The organism is Actinomadura kijaniata NBRC 14229 (genome assembly GCF_001552175.1).
Classification (GTDB): domain Bacteria; phylum Actinomycetota; class Actinomycetes; order Streptosporangiales; family Streptosporangiaceae; genus Spirillospora; species Spirillospora kijaniata.
The window spans coordinates 11820-26289 of the sequence record NZ_BCQR01000084.1; the positions used below are offsets into that span (position 1 = coordinate 11820).

14 protein-coding genes and 1 tRNA gene are annotated in these 14470 nt (G+C 72.7%); 9 read left to right on the plus strand and 6 right to left on the minus strand.

The window, feature by feature from the left end:
* The first annotated feature begins 47 nt into the window (after window positions 1-47).
* On the plus strand, window positions 48-1139 hold the full coding sequence (locus tag AKI01S_RS25690) for a potassium channel family protein (protein ID WP_067823215.1): 1092 nt from the start codon (window positions 48-50) through the stop codon (window positions 1137-1139).
* Between the two features lie 127 nt (window positions 1140-1266).
* On the opposite strand, the gene AKI01S_RS25695 is transcribed toward AKI01S_RS25690, so the two are convergent.
* Window positions 1267-2235, minus strand: a complete 969-nt coding sequence (locus AKI01S_RS25695) for a phosphoribulokinase (protein ID WP_067823218.1) — start codon at window positions 2233-2235, stop codon at window positions 1267-1269.
* A 157-nt stretch (window positions 2236-2392) separates the two neighbouring features.
* Here AKI01S_RS25695 and AKI01S_RS25700 point away from each other — a divergent pair, with 157 nt between their 5' ends.
* Together AKI01S_RS25700 and AKI01S_RS25705 are read left to right on the plus strand one after the other, a co-directional pair.
* A complete protein-coding gene (locus tag AKI01S_RS25700) occupies window positions 2393-3049 on the plus strand; it encodes a response regulator (RefSeq protein WP_067823221.1) in 657 nt (218 codons plus the stop codon).
* On the plus strand, window positions 3046-4185 hold the full coding sequence (locus AKI01S_RS25705) for a GAF domain-containing sensor histidine kinase (protein WP_067823225.1): 1140 nt from the start codon (window positions 3046-3048) through the stop codon (window positions 4183-4185). The genes AKI01S_RS25700 and AKI01S_RS25705 overlap by 4 nt, the downstream gene beginning before the upstream one ends.
* Here the strand turns inward: AKI01S_RS25705 and AKI01S_RS25710 are convergent.
* Together AKI01S_RS25710 and AKI01S_RS25715 are read right to left on the minus strand one after the other, a co-directional pair.
* Window positions 4160-5332, minus strand: coding sequence for a saccharopine dehydrogenase family protein (locus tag AKI01S_RS25710; RefSeq protein WP_067823228.1), 1173 nt, complete (start codon window positions 5330-5332; stop codon window positions 4160-4162). The two genes, AKI01S_RS25705 and AKI01S_RS25710, sit on opposite strands and share 26 nt — an antisense overlap.
* Window positions 5333-5467: 135 nt before the next feature.
* Window positions 5468-6337 (minus strand): LysR substrate-binding domain-containing protein, encoded by an 870-nt coding sequence (locus AKI01S_RS25715; RefSeq protein ID WP_067823316.1) that lies wholly within the window; start codon window positions 6335-6337, stop codon window positions 5468-5470.
* Window positions 6338-6454: 117 nt separating this feature from the next.
* Here AKI01S_RS25715 and AKI01S_RS25720 point away from each other — a divergent pair, with 117 nt between their 5' ends.
* From AKI01S_RS25720 to AKI01S_RS25740, 5 genes are all read left to right on the plus strand, one after another.
* A complete protein-coding gene (locus AKI01S_RS25720; RefSeq protein WP_067823232.1) occupies window positions 6455-7888 on the plus strand; it encodes a form I ribulose bisphosphate carboxylase large subunit in 1434 nt (477 codons plus the stop codon).
* Window positions 7888-8307 carry a ribulose bisphosphate carboxylase small subunit gene (locus AKI01S_RS25725; protein ID WP_067823234.1) on the plus strand — a complete coding sequence of 140 codons (420 nt, stop codon included), beginning with the start codon at window positions 7888-7890 and terminating at the stop codon, window positions 8305-8307. Before AKI01S_RS25720 ends, AKI01S_RS25725 begins: the two co-directional genes overlap by 1 nt.
* Before the next feature lie 198 nt (window positions 8308-8505).
* Window positions 8506-9444, plus strand: coding sequence for a CbbX protein (cbbX, locus tag AKI01S_RS25730; protein WP_067823237.1), 939 nt, complete (start codon window positions 8506-8508; stop codon window positions 9442-9444).
* Between the two features lie 64 nt (window positions 9445-9508).
* Complete coding sequence (locus tag AKI01S_RS25735) at window positions 9509-10435, plus strand: proteasome assembly chaperone family protein (protein WP_067823239.1); 927 nt, start codon at window positions 9509-9511, stop codon at window positions 10433-10435.
* A gap of 67 nt (window positions 10436-10502) precedes the next feature.
* Window positions 10503-10577: transfer RNA gene (locus AKI01S_RS25740), tRNA-Val, on the plus strand.
* Window positions 10578-10734: 157 nt separating this feature from the next.
* Here AKI01S_RS25740 and AKI01S_RS25745 read toward each other — a convergent pair.
* The 3 genes from AKI01S_RS25745 to AKI01S_RS25750 form a co-directional block, all read right to left on the minus strand.
* On the minus strand, window positions 10735-11439 hold the full coding sequence (locus AKI01S_RS25745) for an HAD family hydrolase (protein ID WP_369688740.1): 705 nt from the start codon (window positions 11437-11439) through the stop codon (window positions 10735-10737).
* A gap of 63 nt (window positions 11440-11502) precedes the next feature.
* Window positions 11503-11799, minus strand: coding sequence for a hypothetical protein (locus AKI01S_RS49445; RefSeq protein ID WP_084000243.1), 297 nt, complete (start codon window positions 11797-11799; stop codon window positions 11503-11505).
* A 681-nt stretch (window positions 11800-12480) separates the two neighbouring features.
* On the minus strand, window positions 12481-13923 hold the full coding sequence (locus tag AKI01S_RS25750; RefSeq protein WP_067823245.1) for an aminotransferase-like domain-containing protein: 1443 nt from the start codon (window positions 13921-13923) through the stop codon (window positions 12481-12483).
* A 109-nt stretch (window positions 13924-14032) separates the two neighbouring features.
* Between AKI01S_RS25750 and AKI01S_RS25755 the strand changes: the two genes are divergently transcribed.
* Complete coding sequence (locus AKI01S_RS25755; protein WP_067823248.1) at window positions 14033-14386, plus strand: cupin domain-containing protein; 354 nt, start codon at window positions 14033-14035, stop codon at window positions 14384-14386.
* Window positions 14387-14470: the final 84 nt, after the last annotated feature.

Consider the following 14470-nt stretch of genomic DNA (forward strand, 5'->3'; position numbering starts at 1 on the left):
TGGAACGTTGTATCGCAACATTCGGCGGCGACGGACGGGAGGGTGCCATGCCGTACCTGCTCCTGCGGTTGATCAACCGGGTCGCCGACCGTGCCTGGCGCGTCCCCGCGGCGGTGCTGCTGGTGGCCGCGGTGGGCGGCTGGGCGCTGATGACGGCGTTCGAACCGGCGGACTCCAAGCTCAGGGACCCGCTGCACTACCTGTGGTACTTCTTCGTCAGCGGGACGACCACCGGCTACGGCGACCTGTACCCCACCACGACGGGCGGCCGGATCGGCGGCGCGATGGTGATCGTCGCCGGGCTCACCGCCGGGCTGGTGCTGTTCGCGGAGCTGACGCTGTGGATGGCGAAGGGCAGGACCATGAAGGCCACCGGCCGGGCGCAGTTGCACCACCGTGACCACCTGGTGGTCGTCGGCTACCACCGGGAGGGGCTGCGGGCGATCATCAGCCAGCTGCGCGCCGACCCGGCCTACGTCCGCGTGCCGGTCGTCACGGTGTTCTGGCCGGACCAGCTGAGCGGGGAGAACCCCGACCCGGAGCTGTACGACGTGGTGCTGCGCGACGAGAGCGCCTACGCGCGGGCCCGCCTGGAGGCCGCCCGCACCGTGCTGGTGGTCGGCCGCGACGACGACGAGACCGTGCGGGTCATGCTCGGGGTGCACGCCCACCTGCGCCGTTCCGGCGGGTCGGTGCCGCACCTGCTGGCGGGCGTGCACGAGGGGGTGCGCCGCGCCGAGTTCGCCGAGGCGCTGGAGCTGATCGACCCCGACATCGAGCCGGTGGACGTGGACGACCCGGCCGTGGTCGCGGTGGCGATCCGCAACCCCGGCGTCGCCTCGATCTACCACAACCTCGCCAGCACGCTGGACGGCGACTCCTCGCTGTTCCGCCTGGACGTGCCCGAGGACGCGGGCGAGTGGCCGCGCGTCGAGGTGGCGATCTTCCTGCTGCGGCGGGGCTGCACGCTGCTGGCGGTCGGCGACTCGCACCGTCCCAACGCCCGCTTCCGGCTGTCGTCCACGCCGGACGAGACGGTCCGCGGCGGCCAGTCCCTGGCGGTGGTGGCGGCCGAGCGCCCCGAGATCCGCTGGAAGGAGCTGGCGGCCGCGGTGCCGCCGGTCTCGGCCGCCTCCTGAGGGCGTCCCCGCGCGGGGAGAGGCCGGGAGGCCCCCGGCGCCCAGGCGGGGGGTCCTCCCGGCCGTGACGGAGCCGCGCGGCCCGGTGTCCCGGGGCCTCCCCGCGCGCCTCGTGGCCGCTACGCCGCTACGCCGCCTGCTGCCGGCGGTCGGCGTCGAGCAGGTGGTACAGCAGCAGGAGCTGGGTGATGGCCAGCGGGTCGCTGGCGCCCGCGTCGCCGTACCGGCCCAGCGCCGCCGGATCGAGGTCGGCGTGGCCCGCTAGCCGTTCCCAGATCGCCCTCTTGACGGGCCCGGACTCCTCGGGGGAGACGTAGCCGTGGACGTGCAGGGCGTCGACGGGACGGCCGTCGGTGTCGCGGTGCAGGCGCAGGTGCATGGCCGTGTCGCCGCCGGGCGGGGCCGCCTCCGCCAGGACCGGGCCGAGCTCGGGGTGGTCGATGGTGGGGCGCAGCAGCAGCTCGGCCGACAGCGGCGTGTCCGGCGGGTCGGCGCGGCCCGCGACCGGCGCGAACCGGACGACGATGTCGGCCCAGCGGCGCTGCGGGCGGATGTAGGCGGCGCTCTCGGGCTCGCGGCGGGCCAGCTCGGCGCGGACCTGCCCGGGGGTGTAGCCGCGGTTGGCGCAGTCGCGGCGGACCTTCCAGGCGTGGCGCAGCGGCTCGGGCGGGTCCAGGTAGACGGTGATGTCGAAGCAGGCGCGGGCCAGGCGGGTGTGCAGCGGCAGCAGCCCCTCGACGATCACGAAGTCGCGGGGCCGGACCAGCTCGGGCCGGACGAGCTCGCCGGTGCCGTGGTCGTAGACCGGTTTGAGGATCGGCTCGCCCAGCGACAGCAGTTGCAGGTGCTGCTCCATGACGTCGACGTGGTTGCAGTCGGGGTGCAGCGCCGTGAACGGCTTGCCCGCCCGTTCCCGCCGGTCGAAGCGGTGGTAGTCGTCCACGCAGACGGCGGTCATCCGGTCCGCCCCCAGACACCGCACCAGCCCCCTGGTGAGCGTCGTCTTGCCCGCCGCGCTGTCCCCGGCGATGGCGAGCATGACGGGGCGGCGGCCCGATCCGCGCGCCCGGAGCATGTGCACGATCCGATGGGGCACCTGGCCTCCTAGCGTGCCGACGTCGTCCGGTGCCCGGACGGTAGAACGGGCGGCGGGCCGCGGCCTCACCCGAACGGGGGAGAGCACGGGTGAAACCCGGGAGAAGCCTTACGCCACGGGGCTACTGGCGGGTAGCAAGGGTTGTTATCGTGCCGGGATGGGCGTGCCCGTACGCGTCGTCCTGGTGGACGACCACGAGATGATCCTGGCCGGGCTGAAGGCGATGCTGGCCGGGTTCGCCGGGCGGGTGCGGGTGGTGGGGCAGGCGGGGACGTCCGCCGGCGCCGCCCGGCTCGTGGCGGCGCTGCGGCCCGACGTGGTGCTGCTGGACGTGCGGCTGGGGCCGGAGAGCGGCCTGGACGTGTGCCGGACGCTGACCGGCCTGGCCCCCGAGTCGCGGGTGGTGTTCCTGTCGGTCTACGACGACGAGCAGTACGTCTTCGAGGCGCTGCGCGCGGGCGCCGGCGGCTACCTGCTGAAACGCGTCGACGGCCCGGAGCTGGTGCGGCGGCTGGAGGAGGTCGCCCGCGGCGAGACCGTCGTCGACCCCACCCTCGCCGGGCGGATGGCGGTGACGGCGGCGCGGCTGCGGCGCGGCGAGTTCTGGCCGGGCGCCGACCGGGGACTCACCCAGCGCGAGAGCGAGGTGCTGTCGCTGCTGGTCGGCGGGTTGTCGAACAAGGCGATCGCGGCCCGGCTGGTGGTCAGCGAGGAGACCGTCAAGAGCCATCTGCGGACCCTGTACCGGAAGCTGGAGGTGGCCGACCGGTCCGCGGCGGTCGCGCTGGCGCTGCGGGAGGGGCTGTACCGGTGACGGCCGCGCTGGACCTGCTGGCGGGCCGGGACCGGGACCTGCTGGTCCGGGTCGTCGCGGTCGCGTGCTCGGGGCGGACGCTGCCGTCGACGGCCGAGGAGCTGGCCGGGCTGGTGGTGCGGTCGGGGGAGGCGCTCGTGTTCTGCGACGTGTACGTCCTGGACGAGTGCGGGCGGGTCATGGAGGGGGCGGGCCGGGCCGTCCCGCTGGGGGAGGGGGACGTCGGGTGGGTCGCGGCGCACGGGCGGGCCCGGCGGCACCGCGACGGGCGCGGCGTCGCGGTGCCCGTGCACAGCGGGCCCGCGGTCATCGGGGTCCTCGACGTCCGGTCGGCGGGCCCCTGCCGGGAGCCGGACGTGGCGCTGGTCGGGGCGCTGGCCGAGCTGTTCGCGCCGGTGCTGTGCTCGTGCCGCCGCCTGCGCACCGCCCGGGAGCGCGAGTTCGCCGCCGAGCGCTTCGCCGAACGCGCCGTCCAGGTCCAGGAGGCCGAGCGGTCCCGGCTCAGCCGCGAGATCCACGACGGGGTCGCCCAGCACCTGGCCAGCCTGGGCTTCCACCTGTCGGCGGCGCAGGCGGCGCTGGAGGGCCCCGGGCCGGACGGGCCCGCGCCGTCCGGCGCCCGCGCCCAGATCGCCCGCGCGCGCGAGCTGTGCGACCTGGCCGCCGCCGAGACGCGGGCGGCGATCGGCGGGCTGCGGCCCCCGGTCCTGGACGACCTGGGGCTGCCCGCCGCGCTGGCGACGCTGGCGCGGGAGGCGGGCGCGCCCACCTCGCACGGGGCGGTGGACGTGACCGTCACCGTGACCGGGGAACTGGAGGAGCCGCTTCCCGACCACGTGCAGACCGCGCTGTACCGGATCGCGCAGGAGGCGGTCGGCAACTGCCTGCGGCACGCCGCCGCCACCTGCGTCGACCTGCTGCTGGAACACGACCGCGACCGCGTCCGGCTGACCGTCGCCGACGACGGGGTGGGGTTCGCGCCGCGGCAGGGCCACCGGTCCGGGGCCTACGGGCTGCGCGGCATGGCCGAACGCGCCGAGCTGCTGGGCGGCCGGTTCACGGTCACCAGCCGCCCCGGCGCCGGCACCACCGTCGAGGCGGTCGTCCCGATCAGGAATGGATCACCCGGAAGGTGATCCCGGCCTTCTGGAGACGGTCGACCAGCGCGTCGCCCATCGCGACCGCCGTGGTGACCTGGCCGGAGCTCGGCGGCAGGTCGTCGAAGGCCAGGCACAGCGCCGACTCGGCCAGCATCTTCGCGGTCTCGCCGTAGCCGGGGTCGCCGCCCGCGACCTCGGTGACCACGCGCCTGCCGCCGCCCTCGCCGACGAACTTCACGCTGAACCACGCCTTGGCGCGCTTCTCCGGCGGCGGGCCCTCGCCCGCCCCGCGCACCCGCAGCAGCAGCGCGCGGGTCGGCGGCAGCTGCGCCAGCGCCGTCACGGCCGTGGCGCCGGCGGCCAGCCCGACCGCCGACGGCAGCCGCCTGGTCGCCACGTAGGGGCCGTAGGAGAAGTCGGGGCCGTACCGGTCCAGCGCCGCCGCCGACCGCAGCACGATCTGCGGGTCGATGGTCGGCATCGGCAGCGTCCAGCCGTTCACCCCCGAGCGGGGCACGGGCCGCCGCGAGATCCGCACCCGCCGTCCCTCCGGCCTCGGGGCGGCGCGGTGGTACTCGCGCTCGGCGCGGACCATGCCGGGGATGTCGGCGAAGATCCCGACGGCCGAGTGCAGGGTGCCGCCGGAGAAGTCGCCCGAGCCCCGCACGAACCCCTCCACGCGCAGCGGGACGCCCGCCGGGAGCCGCTTGACGGTGAAGTACACGCCCAGGTCGTGCGGGATCGAGTCGAACCCGCAGGCGTGCACGATCCGCGCGCCCGACCGCACGGCCTCCTCGTGGTGGCGCACGTACATCCGGTTCACGAACGTCGGCTCGCCGGTCAGGTCCACGTAGTCGGTCCCGTTGCGGGCGCACGCGGCGACCAGCGGCTCGCCGTGCTTCACGTACGGGCCGACGGTGGTGATGACGACGCGCGTCCGCGCGGCCAGCTCCTCGACCGACGCGGTGTCGGCGGTGTCGGCGTGCAGCAGCGGCAGGTCGGCGCAGGCCGGGTCGATCGCGGCCAGCCGGTCGCGGACCGCCGCCAGCCTCTCCTGGTTGCGCCCGGCCAGCGCCCACTTGGCGAAGGGCGGCGCGTGCCGCGCCAGGTACTCGGCGGTCAGCCCGCCGGTGAAGCCGGTGGCGCCGAAGAGGACGATGTCGTACGGGCGTTCGGCGGTCATCGTGGACCCCTTTCGCGTGGTCGCGGATGCGGGCGCCCTGCCCCCAGGGTGTTCCGAATCCGATTCTGTCGTGTCGTGGCGGCTCCGGCGCGCTCCGGCGCGCGATGTGACCGACCCCACGCGCCGGGCGGGGCGTCAGCGGGGCCGGGACCAGCCGGGGGCGTCCAGGAGATGGTCCACGAACAGCCGGGTCGTCGGGGTCGGGTCGGGCCCGCCCACGGCGTGCCAGGGGCGGTGCAGCGGCGTTCCGGGCGCGTCGATCTCGACCAGGGATCCGTCCGCCAGGTGGCCGCGGACCGCGTCGCGGGACAGCAGGGCGGCGCCCAGCCCCGCCGCCGCGCCCGCGACCACCGCGCCGTTGGAGCCGAGGACCAGGCGGGGCGGGGCGACGTCGCGTTCGGTCAGGTACGCCTCGGCCGTGGCGCGGGTGCCCGAGCCCGGCTCGCGCATCACCCACGGCGTCGTGGCCGGGTCGAACGCCGCCGCCAGCGCGGGCGCGCCCACCACGACCAGGACGTTGGGCCGCCGCGCCAGCACGGTCGCCGCGACGCCGGCGGGCGGCCGCCCGGCCAGCACCAGATCGGCCCGGTGGGCGGCCAGGCTGCTCCACACCTGGCGGCGCGGCCCCACCTCCAGGGCCAGGTCCACCTCCGGCCAGCGGGCGCGGAACGAGGCCAGCAGCTCCGGCAGGACCTGGTCGGCGGCCGTGGTCACCGCCGCCAGGCGCAGCGGGCCGCGCGCCGGGTCGGCCGCGCCCCGCGCCGCCGCGCGCCCCTGCTCCAGCAGGCCGAGGACCCGGCGGGCGTAGGAGGCGTACACCGTCCCGGCGGGGGTGAGCGCCAGGCCGCGCCCCTCGCGGCGGACCAGCGCGACGCCGAGGTCCCGGGCCAGCGCCGCCAGCGCCGCCGACACCGCCGACTCGGTCACGTACAGCCGCCGCGCCGCCTCCCGCACCGACCCGGCGTCGGCCACCGCCACGAACGTCCGCAGCCGCGCCTCGGTCACGGCGACCTCCTGGTTCAAGCCTTCGCTCAGGTGTGGGCCGGAAACACTTGATGGACGATGCGAGTATCGCCGGGCGACGCTCGGGACGTCCACGAACCCCGACCCGAGCGGAGGGCCATGAGTGCGGGCAGATGGTCGGCGGGTGTGATCCCGTACGCGGAGATGGGCTACTGGCGGCCCGACTACCGGCCGAAGGACAGCGACGTGCTGGCCGCGTTCCGGATCACGCCGCAGCCGGGCGTCCCGCCGGAGGAGGCGGGCGCGGCCGTCGCCGGGGAGTCGTCCACCGCCACCTGGACGGTGGTGTGGACCGACCGGCTCACCTCCTACGAGAACTACCAGGCCAAGTGCTACCGGGTGGAGGCGGTGCCGGGAAGCGAGGGGCAGTTCATCGCCTCCATCGCCTACGACCTGGACCTGTTCGAGGAGGGCTCGATCGCCAACCTCACCTCCTCGATCATCGGGAACGTCTTCGGGTTCAAGGCGCTGCGGGCGCTGCGGCTGGAGGACATGCGGATCCCGCCGCACTACGTCAAGACGTTCCAGGGCCCGGCGCACGGGATCGTGATGGAACGCGAGTACCTCGGCAAGTTCGGGCGCCCGCTGCTGGGCGCGACGGTCAAGCCGAAACTCGGGCTGTCGGCGCGCAACTACGGGCGCGTCGTGTACGAGGCGCTGCGCGGCGGCCTGGACTTCACCAAGGACGACGAGAACATCAACTCCCAGCCGTTCATGCGCTGGCGCGACCGGTTCCTGTACTGCATGGAGGGCGTCAACCGGGCCGTCGCCGCGACCGGCGAGGTCAAGGGGCACTACCTCAACGTCACCGCCGCCACGATGGAGGACATGTACGAGCGCGCCGAGTTCGCGCGCGACCTCGGCAGCGTCATCGTGATGATCGACCTGACCGTCGGCTACACCGCGATCCAGTCGATGGCCCGGTGGGCGCGGGCCAACGGGATGCTGCTGCACCTGCACCGCGCCGGGCACTCCACCTACACGCGGCAGAAGACCCACGGCGTCAGCTTCCGCGTGATCGCCAAGTGGATGCGGCTGGCCGGCGTCGACCACATCCACGCCGGGACGGTCGTCGGCAAGCTGGAGGGCGACCCCCACAGCGTCGCGGGCTTCTACGACACCCTGCGCCTCGACAGGATCGCCGCGGATCCGGTGAAGGGCCTGTACTTCGACCAGGACTGGGCGTCGATGCCGGGCACGATGCCGGTGGCGTCCGGCGGCATCCACGCCGGGCAGATGCACCAGCTGCTGCACCACCTGGGCGAGGACGTGGTCCTCCAGTTCGGCGGCGGGACGATCGGGCACCCGATGGGGATCGCCGCCGGGGCCGCCGCCAACCGCGTCGCCCTCGAAGCGATGATCAAGGCGCGCAACGAGGGCCGCGACTTCCTCGCCGAGGGCCCCGACATCCTGCGGGCCGCCGCCAGGCACAGCCGTGAGCTGGAGGTCGCGCTGTCCACCTGGGGCGACGTGACGTTCAGCTACGAGTCCACCGACACCCCCGACGTCGTCGAGACCCATGTGAGCCTGTGATGCGCGTGACCCAAGGGACGTTCTCCCACCTGCCCGACCTCACCGACGACGAGATCGCCGCGCAGGTCGCCTACGCCCTGGAGCGGGGCTGGCCGTGCTCGGTGGAGTTCACCGACGACCCGCACCCGCGCAACGCGTACTGGGAGATGTGGGGCCTGCCGATGTTCGACCTGGCCGACCCCGCCGGGGTGCTGTACGAGGTCAACGAGTGCCGCCGCGCCTACCCGGGCCACTACGTCCGGGTGAACGCCTACGACGCGGGCTACGGGCGGCAGACGACGGCGCTGCAGTTCATCGTGCAGCGCCCGGCCGTCGAACCGGGGTTCCGGCTGGATCGGGAGGAGACCTCCGACCGCCGCGTCCGCTACCGGATCCACCCCTACGCGCTGGACCGACCGCAGGGCGAGCGCTACACATGACCCCCTTCACCGCCGGGCCTTCCCGCGTCGCTCGCGAGCTCCCGATCGTGATGCTCCTCAGCCCGGGCCGGGCGGCGCCATGACGTGCACATTGTCGCGCCTCCGGCACGACGGGTCCTGGCGCTTTGACGCCGGGTCCTCCCGCGTCGCTCGCGAGCTCCCGATCGTGACGCTCCTCGGTCCGGACCGGGCGGCGCCATGACCGGGCGGCCCGCCTTCGGCATGCGTTCGGCGGACAGCTCGGCGGACGAGACCCCCGCCGAGCCGTTGCCCCCGGACGCCCGCGTGGACCTGGCCCGCGAACGCGCCGAGTCCCAGGCCGACGAGGTCCTGGACTCCCTGGACCGCGACCTGGTCGGCCTGGCCCCGGTGAAGACCCGCGTCCGCGAGATCGCCGCGCTGCTGCTGGTCGACCGCGTCCGGGCGCGCTTCGGCATCGACTCGGGCCGCCCCAACCTGCACATGTGCTTCACCGGCAGCCCCGGCACGGGCAAGACGACCGTCGCCGTCCGCCTCGCCGAACTGCTGCACCGCCTCGGCTACGTCCGCAAGGGCCACCTGGTGCCGGTCACCCGCGACGACCTGGTCGGCCAGTACGTCGGGCACACCGCGCCCAAGACCAAGGAGGTCCTCAAACGCGCCATGGGCGGCGTCCTGTTCATCGACGAGGCCTACTACCTGTACCGGGCCGAGAACGAACGCGACTACGGCCAGGAGGCCATCGAGATCCTCCTCCAGGTCATGGAGAACCAGCGCGACGACCTGGTCGTCGTCCTGGCGGGCTACAAGGACCGCATGGACGCGTTCTTCGCCTCCAACCCCGGCATGAGCTCCCGCATCGCCCACCACATCGACTTCCCCGACTACGAGCCCGCCGAACTGGAGGAGATCGGCCGCCTGATGATGGCCCGCGAGGGCTACCGGCTCGCCCCCGAGACCGTTCCGGTCTTCCGCGACTACCTGCGACGACGCCGCGCCCGGCCGCGCTTCGCCAACGCGCGTTCGGTCCGCAACGCGATCGAGCGCGCCCGCCTGCGCCACGCCAGCCGGCTGCTGGCCGCGCCCGGCGAGGTGGACCTGGCCGCCCTCACCACCCTGCTGCCCGAGGACTTCCTGGCCAGCCGCGTCTTCGAATGAGACCGCGATCACACACGGGCAAGGGATGCCCCCGCCCATGTCCTAAGGTTGAAGGGCTCAAGACATGAATGTGGGGGAGACGGTGCTGAACCCTGAGGATCTGTACGAGCTGGACGCCGACCTGCCGGAGCTGACGGGCCCGGTCCTGCTGCACAGCATCGACGGGTTCGTGGACGCCGGATCGGTCGGGCAGCTCGTGCGCGAACACCTGCTGGACGCCCTCGACCACCGCGTCATCGCGCGGTTCGACGTGGACTCCCTGATCGACTACCGGGCCCGCCGCCCGACGATGATCTACGACCGCGACCACTGGGCCTCCTACGACGCCCCCGAGCTGGTCCTGCGCCTGCTGCACGACGAGGTCGGCACGCCGTTCCTGCTGCTGACCGGGCCCGAGCCCGACCGGATGTGGGAGGGCTTCGTCGCCGCCGTCCGCTCGCTGGTGGAACGCCTGAACGTCCGCCTCGTCGTCGGCTTCCACGGCATCCCGATGGGCGTTCCGCACACCCGGCCGGTGGGGATGACCTCGCACGCGACCCGGCCGGAGCTGATCACGCGTTCCTCGTGGTTCGACAAGGTCCAGGTGCCCGGCAGCGCCGCGGCCCTGCTGGAGTACCGGCTGGGCGAGTCCGGCCACGACGCGCTCGGCTTCGCCATCCACGTCCCGCACTACCTGGCCCAGACCACCTATCCGACCGCCGCCGTCGCCGCCCTCGACGCGGTGATCGCCGCCACCGGCCTGGTGCTGCCCTCCGCCGCCCTCCGCGAGGCCGCCCTCACGACCGACGCCGAGATCACCGAGCAGGTCAGCGGCAACGAGGAGGTCGAGAAGGTCGTGCGCGCCCTGGAGCAGCAGTACGACGCGTTCGCGGGCGCCGCCGACCGCGAGAGCCTGCTCGCCGAGGCCCGGGACATGCCGACGGCCGAGGAACTGGCCGCCCAGTTCGAACGCTTCCTTGCCGAACAGGACGGCGGCGACCCCCAGCCATGATCCGTTTCGCGCACCCACCCCGGAACCGGGTACGCTTTCCCGGTCACCGAGGCACGAACGTGCCCACGGGCGCGTAGCTCAGGGGTAGAGCACTCGCCTTACAAGCGAGGGGTCGCAGGTTCGAAACCTGCCGCGCCCACCACCCAAAAGACCCCGTTTCCGATCACGGAAACGGGGTCTTCACGCCATCAGCGCACACCAGGCAGCGGCAGCGTGACTTCCCCTGGAAGCAAGCCCTTCCGCACATCTGAGATGCCGTTGGCTCAGGTGCTTGACCGCCAGTGAAGGGAACCAGGGCGTCAGAGCAAGGTCGCCTCAGCGTTGAACCGGGCGATACGCCCGGGAAGTTCGGACAGCGAGTCGATCCGCATCGTCGGAAGGCTGTCGGCTTCCGGAGCGTCCTGCTGGATAATCCCCCACGGCCCCCGCCGGATCAGCGCCGTCCTCAGGCCCATCGTGACCGCAGGCGCGATGTCGTTGTCCAGCCGATCACCCACGTACAGGATCTCTTCGGCCTCACACGGAGCGTTCTCGACCACACAACGGAAGAATCCCGGATCCGGCTTGGACACGCCCCAGTCGTCCGAGGTGGCGATCATGTCGCACGGCAGGTCCAGCGACCGCAGGACGCCCCCGGCCCGCACCGTCTGGTTGCCCGCGATCCCGACCCACAGCCCGTCATCGCGAAGCTTGCCCAGCGCCGGACGCACGTCCGGGTACAGGTCCTCCTCCCCGAACCTCTCGGCCTGCCCGACCTCGGCCCGCTTCTCCCGCTGCTCGGTCAGATCGAAGCCGGGCGCGAACACCTGGAACGTCTCGCGGTAGTCCAGCCCCCGCGCGATGACCGCCCCGAACATCGCTGAGAAGGTGTGACGCGGCACGCCGAGCCAGTCAGCCCACGTCCCGTACTCGGTCGTCTCGTTAACCAGGCACTCGCCGACATCGAACACCACAGCCCGGATCATGCGGCTCAGCCTATGAGGGCCCGTTCCCGTCGACGTCACGTCTCATGCGCCCGCGACGACGGCAGACGAGAGGATCAGGCAGGGTGTCGCGTCTTCTGGTCTCTAGAGACCCCGGAGGGCTTCGCGGAAATTGGTTCCATAGGACGCCCAGCAGGCGATGGCGCCGTCTGGATTTCGAGTCCCCATGTTCCACTCACCTTCGATGCTGACGAGATAGAGGTCGTGAAACTGGAGGATCGTGCCGACCAGATCAGGAGATACGGGCTCGTAAGTCGGCTGACCTGCAGTTGACTCAAGGCTCAGCACGGGTGGTTTCGTTGGCGACACTGCCGCGCTGGCATCACCGGACACGATGCGGACTTCTTCGATCGTCCATCCCATGGGCAACGAGGTGGCCATCCGCGCATGATTGCAGGTAACGCGGGTTTCCGGTCCAGGACGGCGGCGCTCGCGTCGTCGCCGGTCGTTACCGTGCTGTCGCGCGGCCGACTCCGGAGCGTCCAGCATGGCAAAGAGACGGTCCTCTTGGTCTGCATGAGGGCGGCACACGTGCCTGATCACGCGTCCAGGCATCAGCAGGGAGCCGAAGCGGCCCGCCAGAGTCAGCCGCGTCTCCACTTCGATGTGGGTTGAGCGAGTCCGAACCAGGGGCTGCGCCGCCTCTTGGACCTCCGCGTCCCGGAACACTCGTTCGCGTGGTTCTCGCCGTCCGCGTGAACGAGCACTCCGGCATGCCGCCGCGTCTGTGCGGGTCGTCGTGCCATTCGCGTGCCATTAGCGGCGGTCTGGAGGTGGGGTGCTCCCGGTGACGGCAGGTTCGAAACCTGCCGCGCCCACCACCCGGAAGGCCCCGCCCAACTCGTCCGGCGTGAAGAAGCAGGTGCTCTCGCTTGGGTCGGCGCTGCTCTTCGGTCTCCGGCGTCGATCTCGGGTCGCTGGTGGCTTGCCTGTGCCGCCGGGGTGGGGAGGTCACCGACACGCTGGTGGAACTACCGGTCGAGCGGTGGGAGGGCTCTGTCCACGGTCGTCGATCTCGCCACCTTCAGGGAACGTCACCAGGTCGATCCTCCAGGGCCCGTGTCATACCGCCATGGATCGGGGCGCGGTCGTGCCCTGGTCGCGGCCGTCGCCGTAGGCGTGCCATGCCGTGGCCAGGCGGCGCACCGCTTCGGTCAGCGTGTCGGGGGCGGCGAGGAAGTGGATTCGGATGAACTCCCTGCTGCCTCCTGAGGCGTCCAGCCCGCTGCCGGGCAGCACGGCGACGCCGTGACGGAGGGCTGTCTGCGCGAAGGAGTCGCCGTCGCCGTGGGGGAGGCGCACCCACAGGGTCTGACCGCCGGTGACGGGTGGGGCCTGCCACTGCGGCAGCCGTCGTGCCAGTTCCGCGCGCAGGTGGTCATGGCGGGCCCGGCGGTCCGCCGCGATGTCCTGGCACAGGGTCTCCATGTGGGGCAGCAGCTCGGCGGCGGCGAGCTGCGCGGTGACGTTCCCCCCGAGATCATGAACCGCCCGGAGCCTGGCGAGGCGGTCGATCACGGGTCGCGGGGCCCGTACCCAGCCGATGCGCAGCCCGCCCCAGACGCTCTTGCTGAGCGAGCCCACGGAGATGACCGTTTCGCCGAACGCGGCGAGTGGAGGCGGTGTCTCCTGCCCGGGAAAAGCCAGGTGGGCGAGGACTTCGTCGTCGATGAGCGGCACGTTTGCCGCGGCGGCGGCAGCGGCGAGCCGTCGGCGTGCCAGCGACGGCAGTACCGCACCGGTCGGGTTGTGGTGGGTGGACGTGAGGTAGGCGAGTTCCAGGCGGCGGTCAGAGGTTCGAACCCTCGTTTCGAAGCCGTCCAGGCCGACGGGGAGCGTCTCCAGAGACGTGGTCTGTTCACGGAAGGCCTCAAGCGCACCGGGGTAGGTGGGAGTCTCGACGAGCACCGTGCCGCCGGGCTCGACGAAGGCGCGGGCGAGCAGGGAGAGGGCTTGCTGACCGCCGTTGGTGACCAGCACCTGTTCGGGTCCGGTCGGCACCCCACGCCCCGTGTAGTGGTCGGCGACCGCACGGCGCAGTCGCCAGTGGCCCGACGGGTGGTAGCCGATATCGCTCGTGACCGTGGCCAGCCGGGACAAGGCCCGCTCGTAGGCCGTCAACAGCATCGCCGGTGGCGCGGCGGGGGCGGCGCACGCCAGGAGGATCACGTCGTCGTCCCGGGGTTCGAGCAGGTGGAGGAAGACCGGCGCGCCCGTGCTCTCCCGGGGTCCAGGGCGCGGTGGCCCGGCCACACGGGTCCCGCTTCCCTGGCGTCGGCTGATCCGGCCTTCCAGGCGTAGCTGGTCGTACGCGGCCACGACGGTCCCGCGTCCTACCGCGAGCGCGGACGCGAGGGCCCGGTCGGGTGGCAGCGTGGTGCCGGGCGGCAGTTCGCCCTCGTCGACGAGGCGCCTCAACCGCGCGGCGAGCAGGAGGTACAGCGGTCCGCGACCGGCGGACCACCGGCCCAGACGGTCGGCCAGCTCGGCCGGGTCCATCGACATGATCGAGTTCTTCCGATCCGGACACCATCGAGGTGATTGGTTCATTCAACGGACCAATTATGGCGCATTGGCTCTGTCGGCGGACCACGAGGACGGCGAGGATCGCGACATGACCACACAACACGAGGACCTGCGGCAGCTCGCCGCGGTATCGGTGCCCGAGGCCATCGCCGAGCTCCCGGGACCCTTCCAGCAGCACGACCTGGCAATGGTCAACGACACCACCGTCGTCCGCCTCGCCCGTCTGGAAGGCGAGTTCCCCTGGCACCACCACGATGAGGACGAGCTGTTCCTGTGCTGGGACGGCACCTTTGAGATCCAGCTGGAGGAGCGGGACCCGGTGGTGCTGAAGGCGGGCGAACTCTTCGTCGTCCCCAAGGGGGTACGGCACCGCCCCGTCGCCGAGAAGGCCGCCCACATCCTGCTGATCGAGCACCCGGACACCAAGCAGTACGGAAGCTGACCCCGAGGGCTTCACCGCCCCGCCGACACCCACGCACCCGGCGTGCCGTGCCCGGTCCCGGGGCGCTCGTCACCGAACGTCGGC

What these genes read in the sequence shown, in the direction of transcription:
- AKI01S_RS25755 (WP_067823248.1), top strand. Translation starts at nt 14,033, where the DNA reads ATGACCACACAACACGAGGACCTGCGGCAGCTCGCCGCGGTATCGGTG.
- cbbX (WP_067823237.1), top strand. Translation starts at nt 8,506, where the DNA reads ATGACCGGGCGGCCCGCCTTCGGCATGCGTTCGGCGGACAGCTCGGCG.
- AKI01S_RS25710 (WP_067823228.1), bottom strand. Translation starts at nt 5,332, where the DNA reads ATGACCGCCGAACGCCCGTACGACATCGTCCTCTTCGGCGCCACCGGC.
- AKI01S_RS25690 (WP_067823215.1), top strand. Translation starts at nt 48, where the DNA reads ATGCCGTACCTGCTCCTGCGGTTGATCAACCGGGTCGCCGACCGTGCC.
- AKI01S_RS25720 (WP_067823232.1), top strand. Translation starts at nt 6,455, where the DNA reads ATGAGTGCGGGCAGATGGTCGGCGGGTGTGATCCCGTACGCGGAGATG.
- AKI01S_RS25735 (WP_067823239.1), top strand. Translation starts at nt 9,509, where the DNA reads ATGAATGTGGGGGAGACGGTGCTGAACCCTGAGGATCTGTACGAGCTG.
- AKI01S_RS49445 (WP_084000243.1), bottom strand. Translation starts at nt 11,799, where the DNA reads ATGGCCACCTCGTTGCCCATGGGATGGACGATCGAAGAAGTCCGCATC.
- AKI01S_RS25700 (WP_067823221.1), top strand. Translation starts at nt 2,393, where the DNA reads ATGGGCGTGCCCGTACGCGTCGTCCTGGTGGACGACCACGAGATGATC.
- AKI01S_RS25725 (WP_067823234.1), top strand. Translation starts at nt 7,888, where the DNA reads ATGCGCGTGACCCAAGGGACGTTCTCCCACCTGCCCGACCTCACCGAC.
- AKI01S_RS25750 (WP_067823245.1), bottom strand. Translation starts at nt 13,923, where the DNA reads ATGTCGATGGACCCGGCCGAGCTGGCCGACCGTCTGGGCCGGTGGTCC.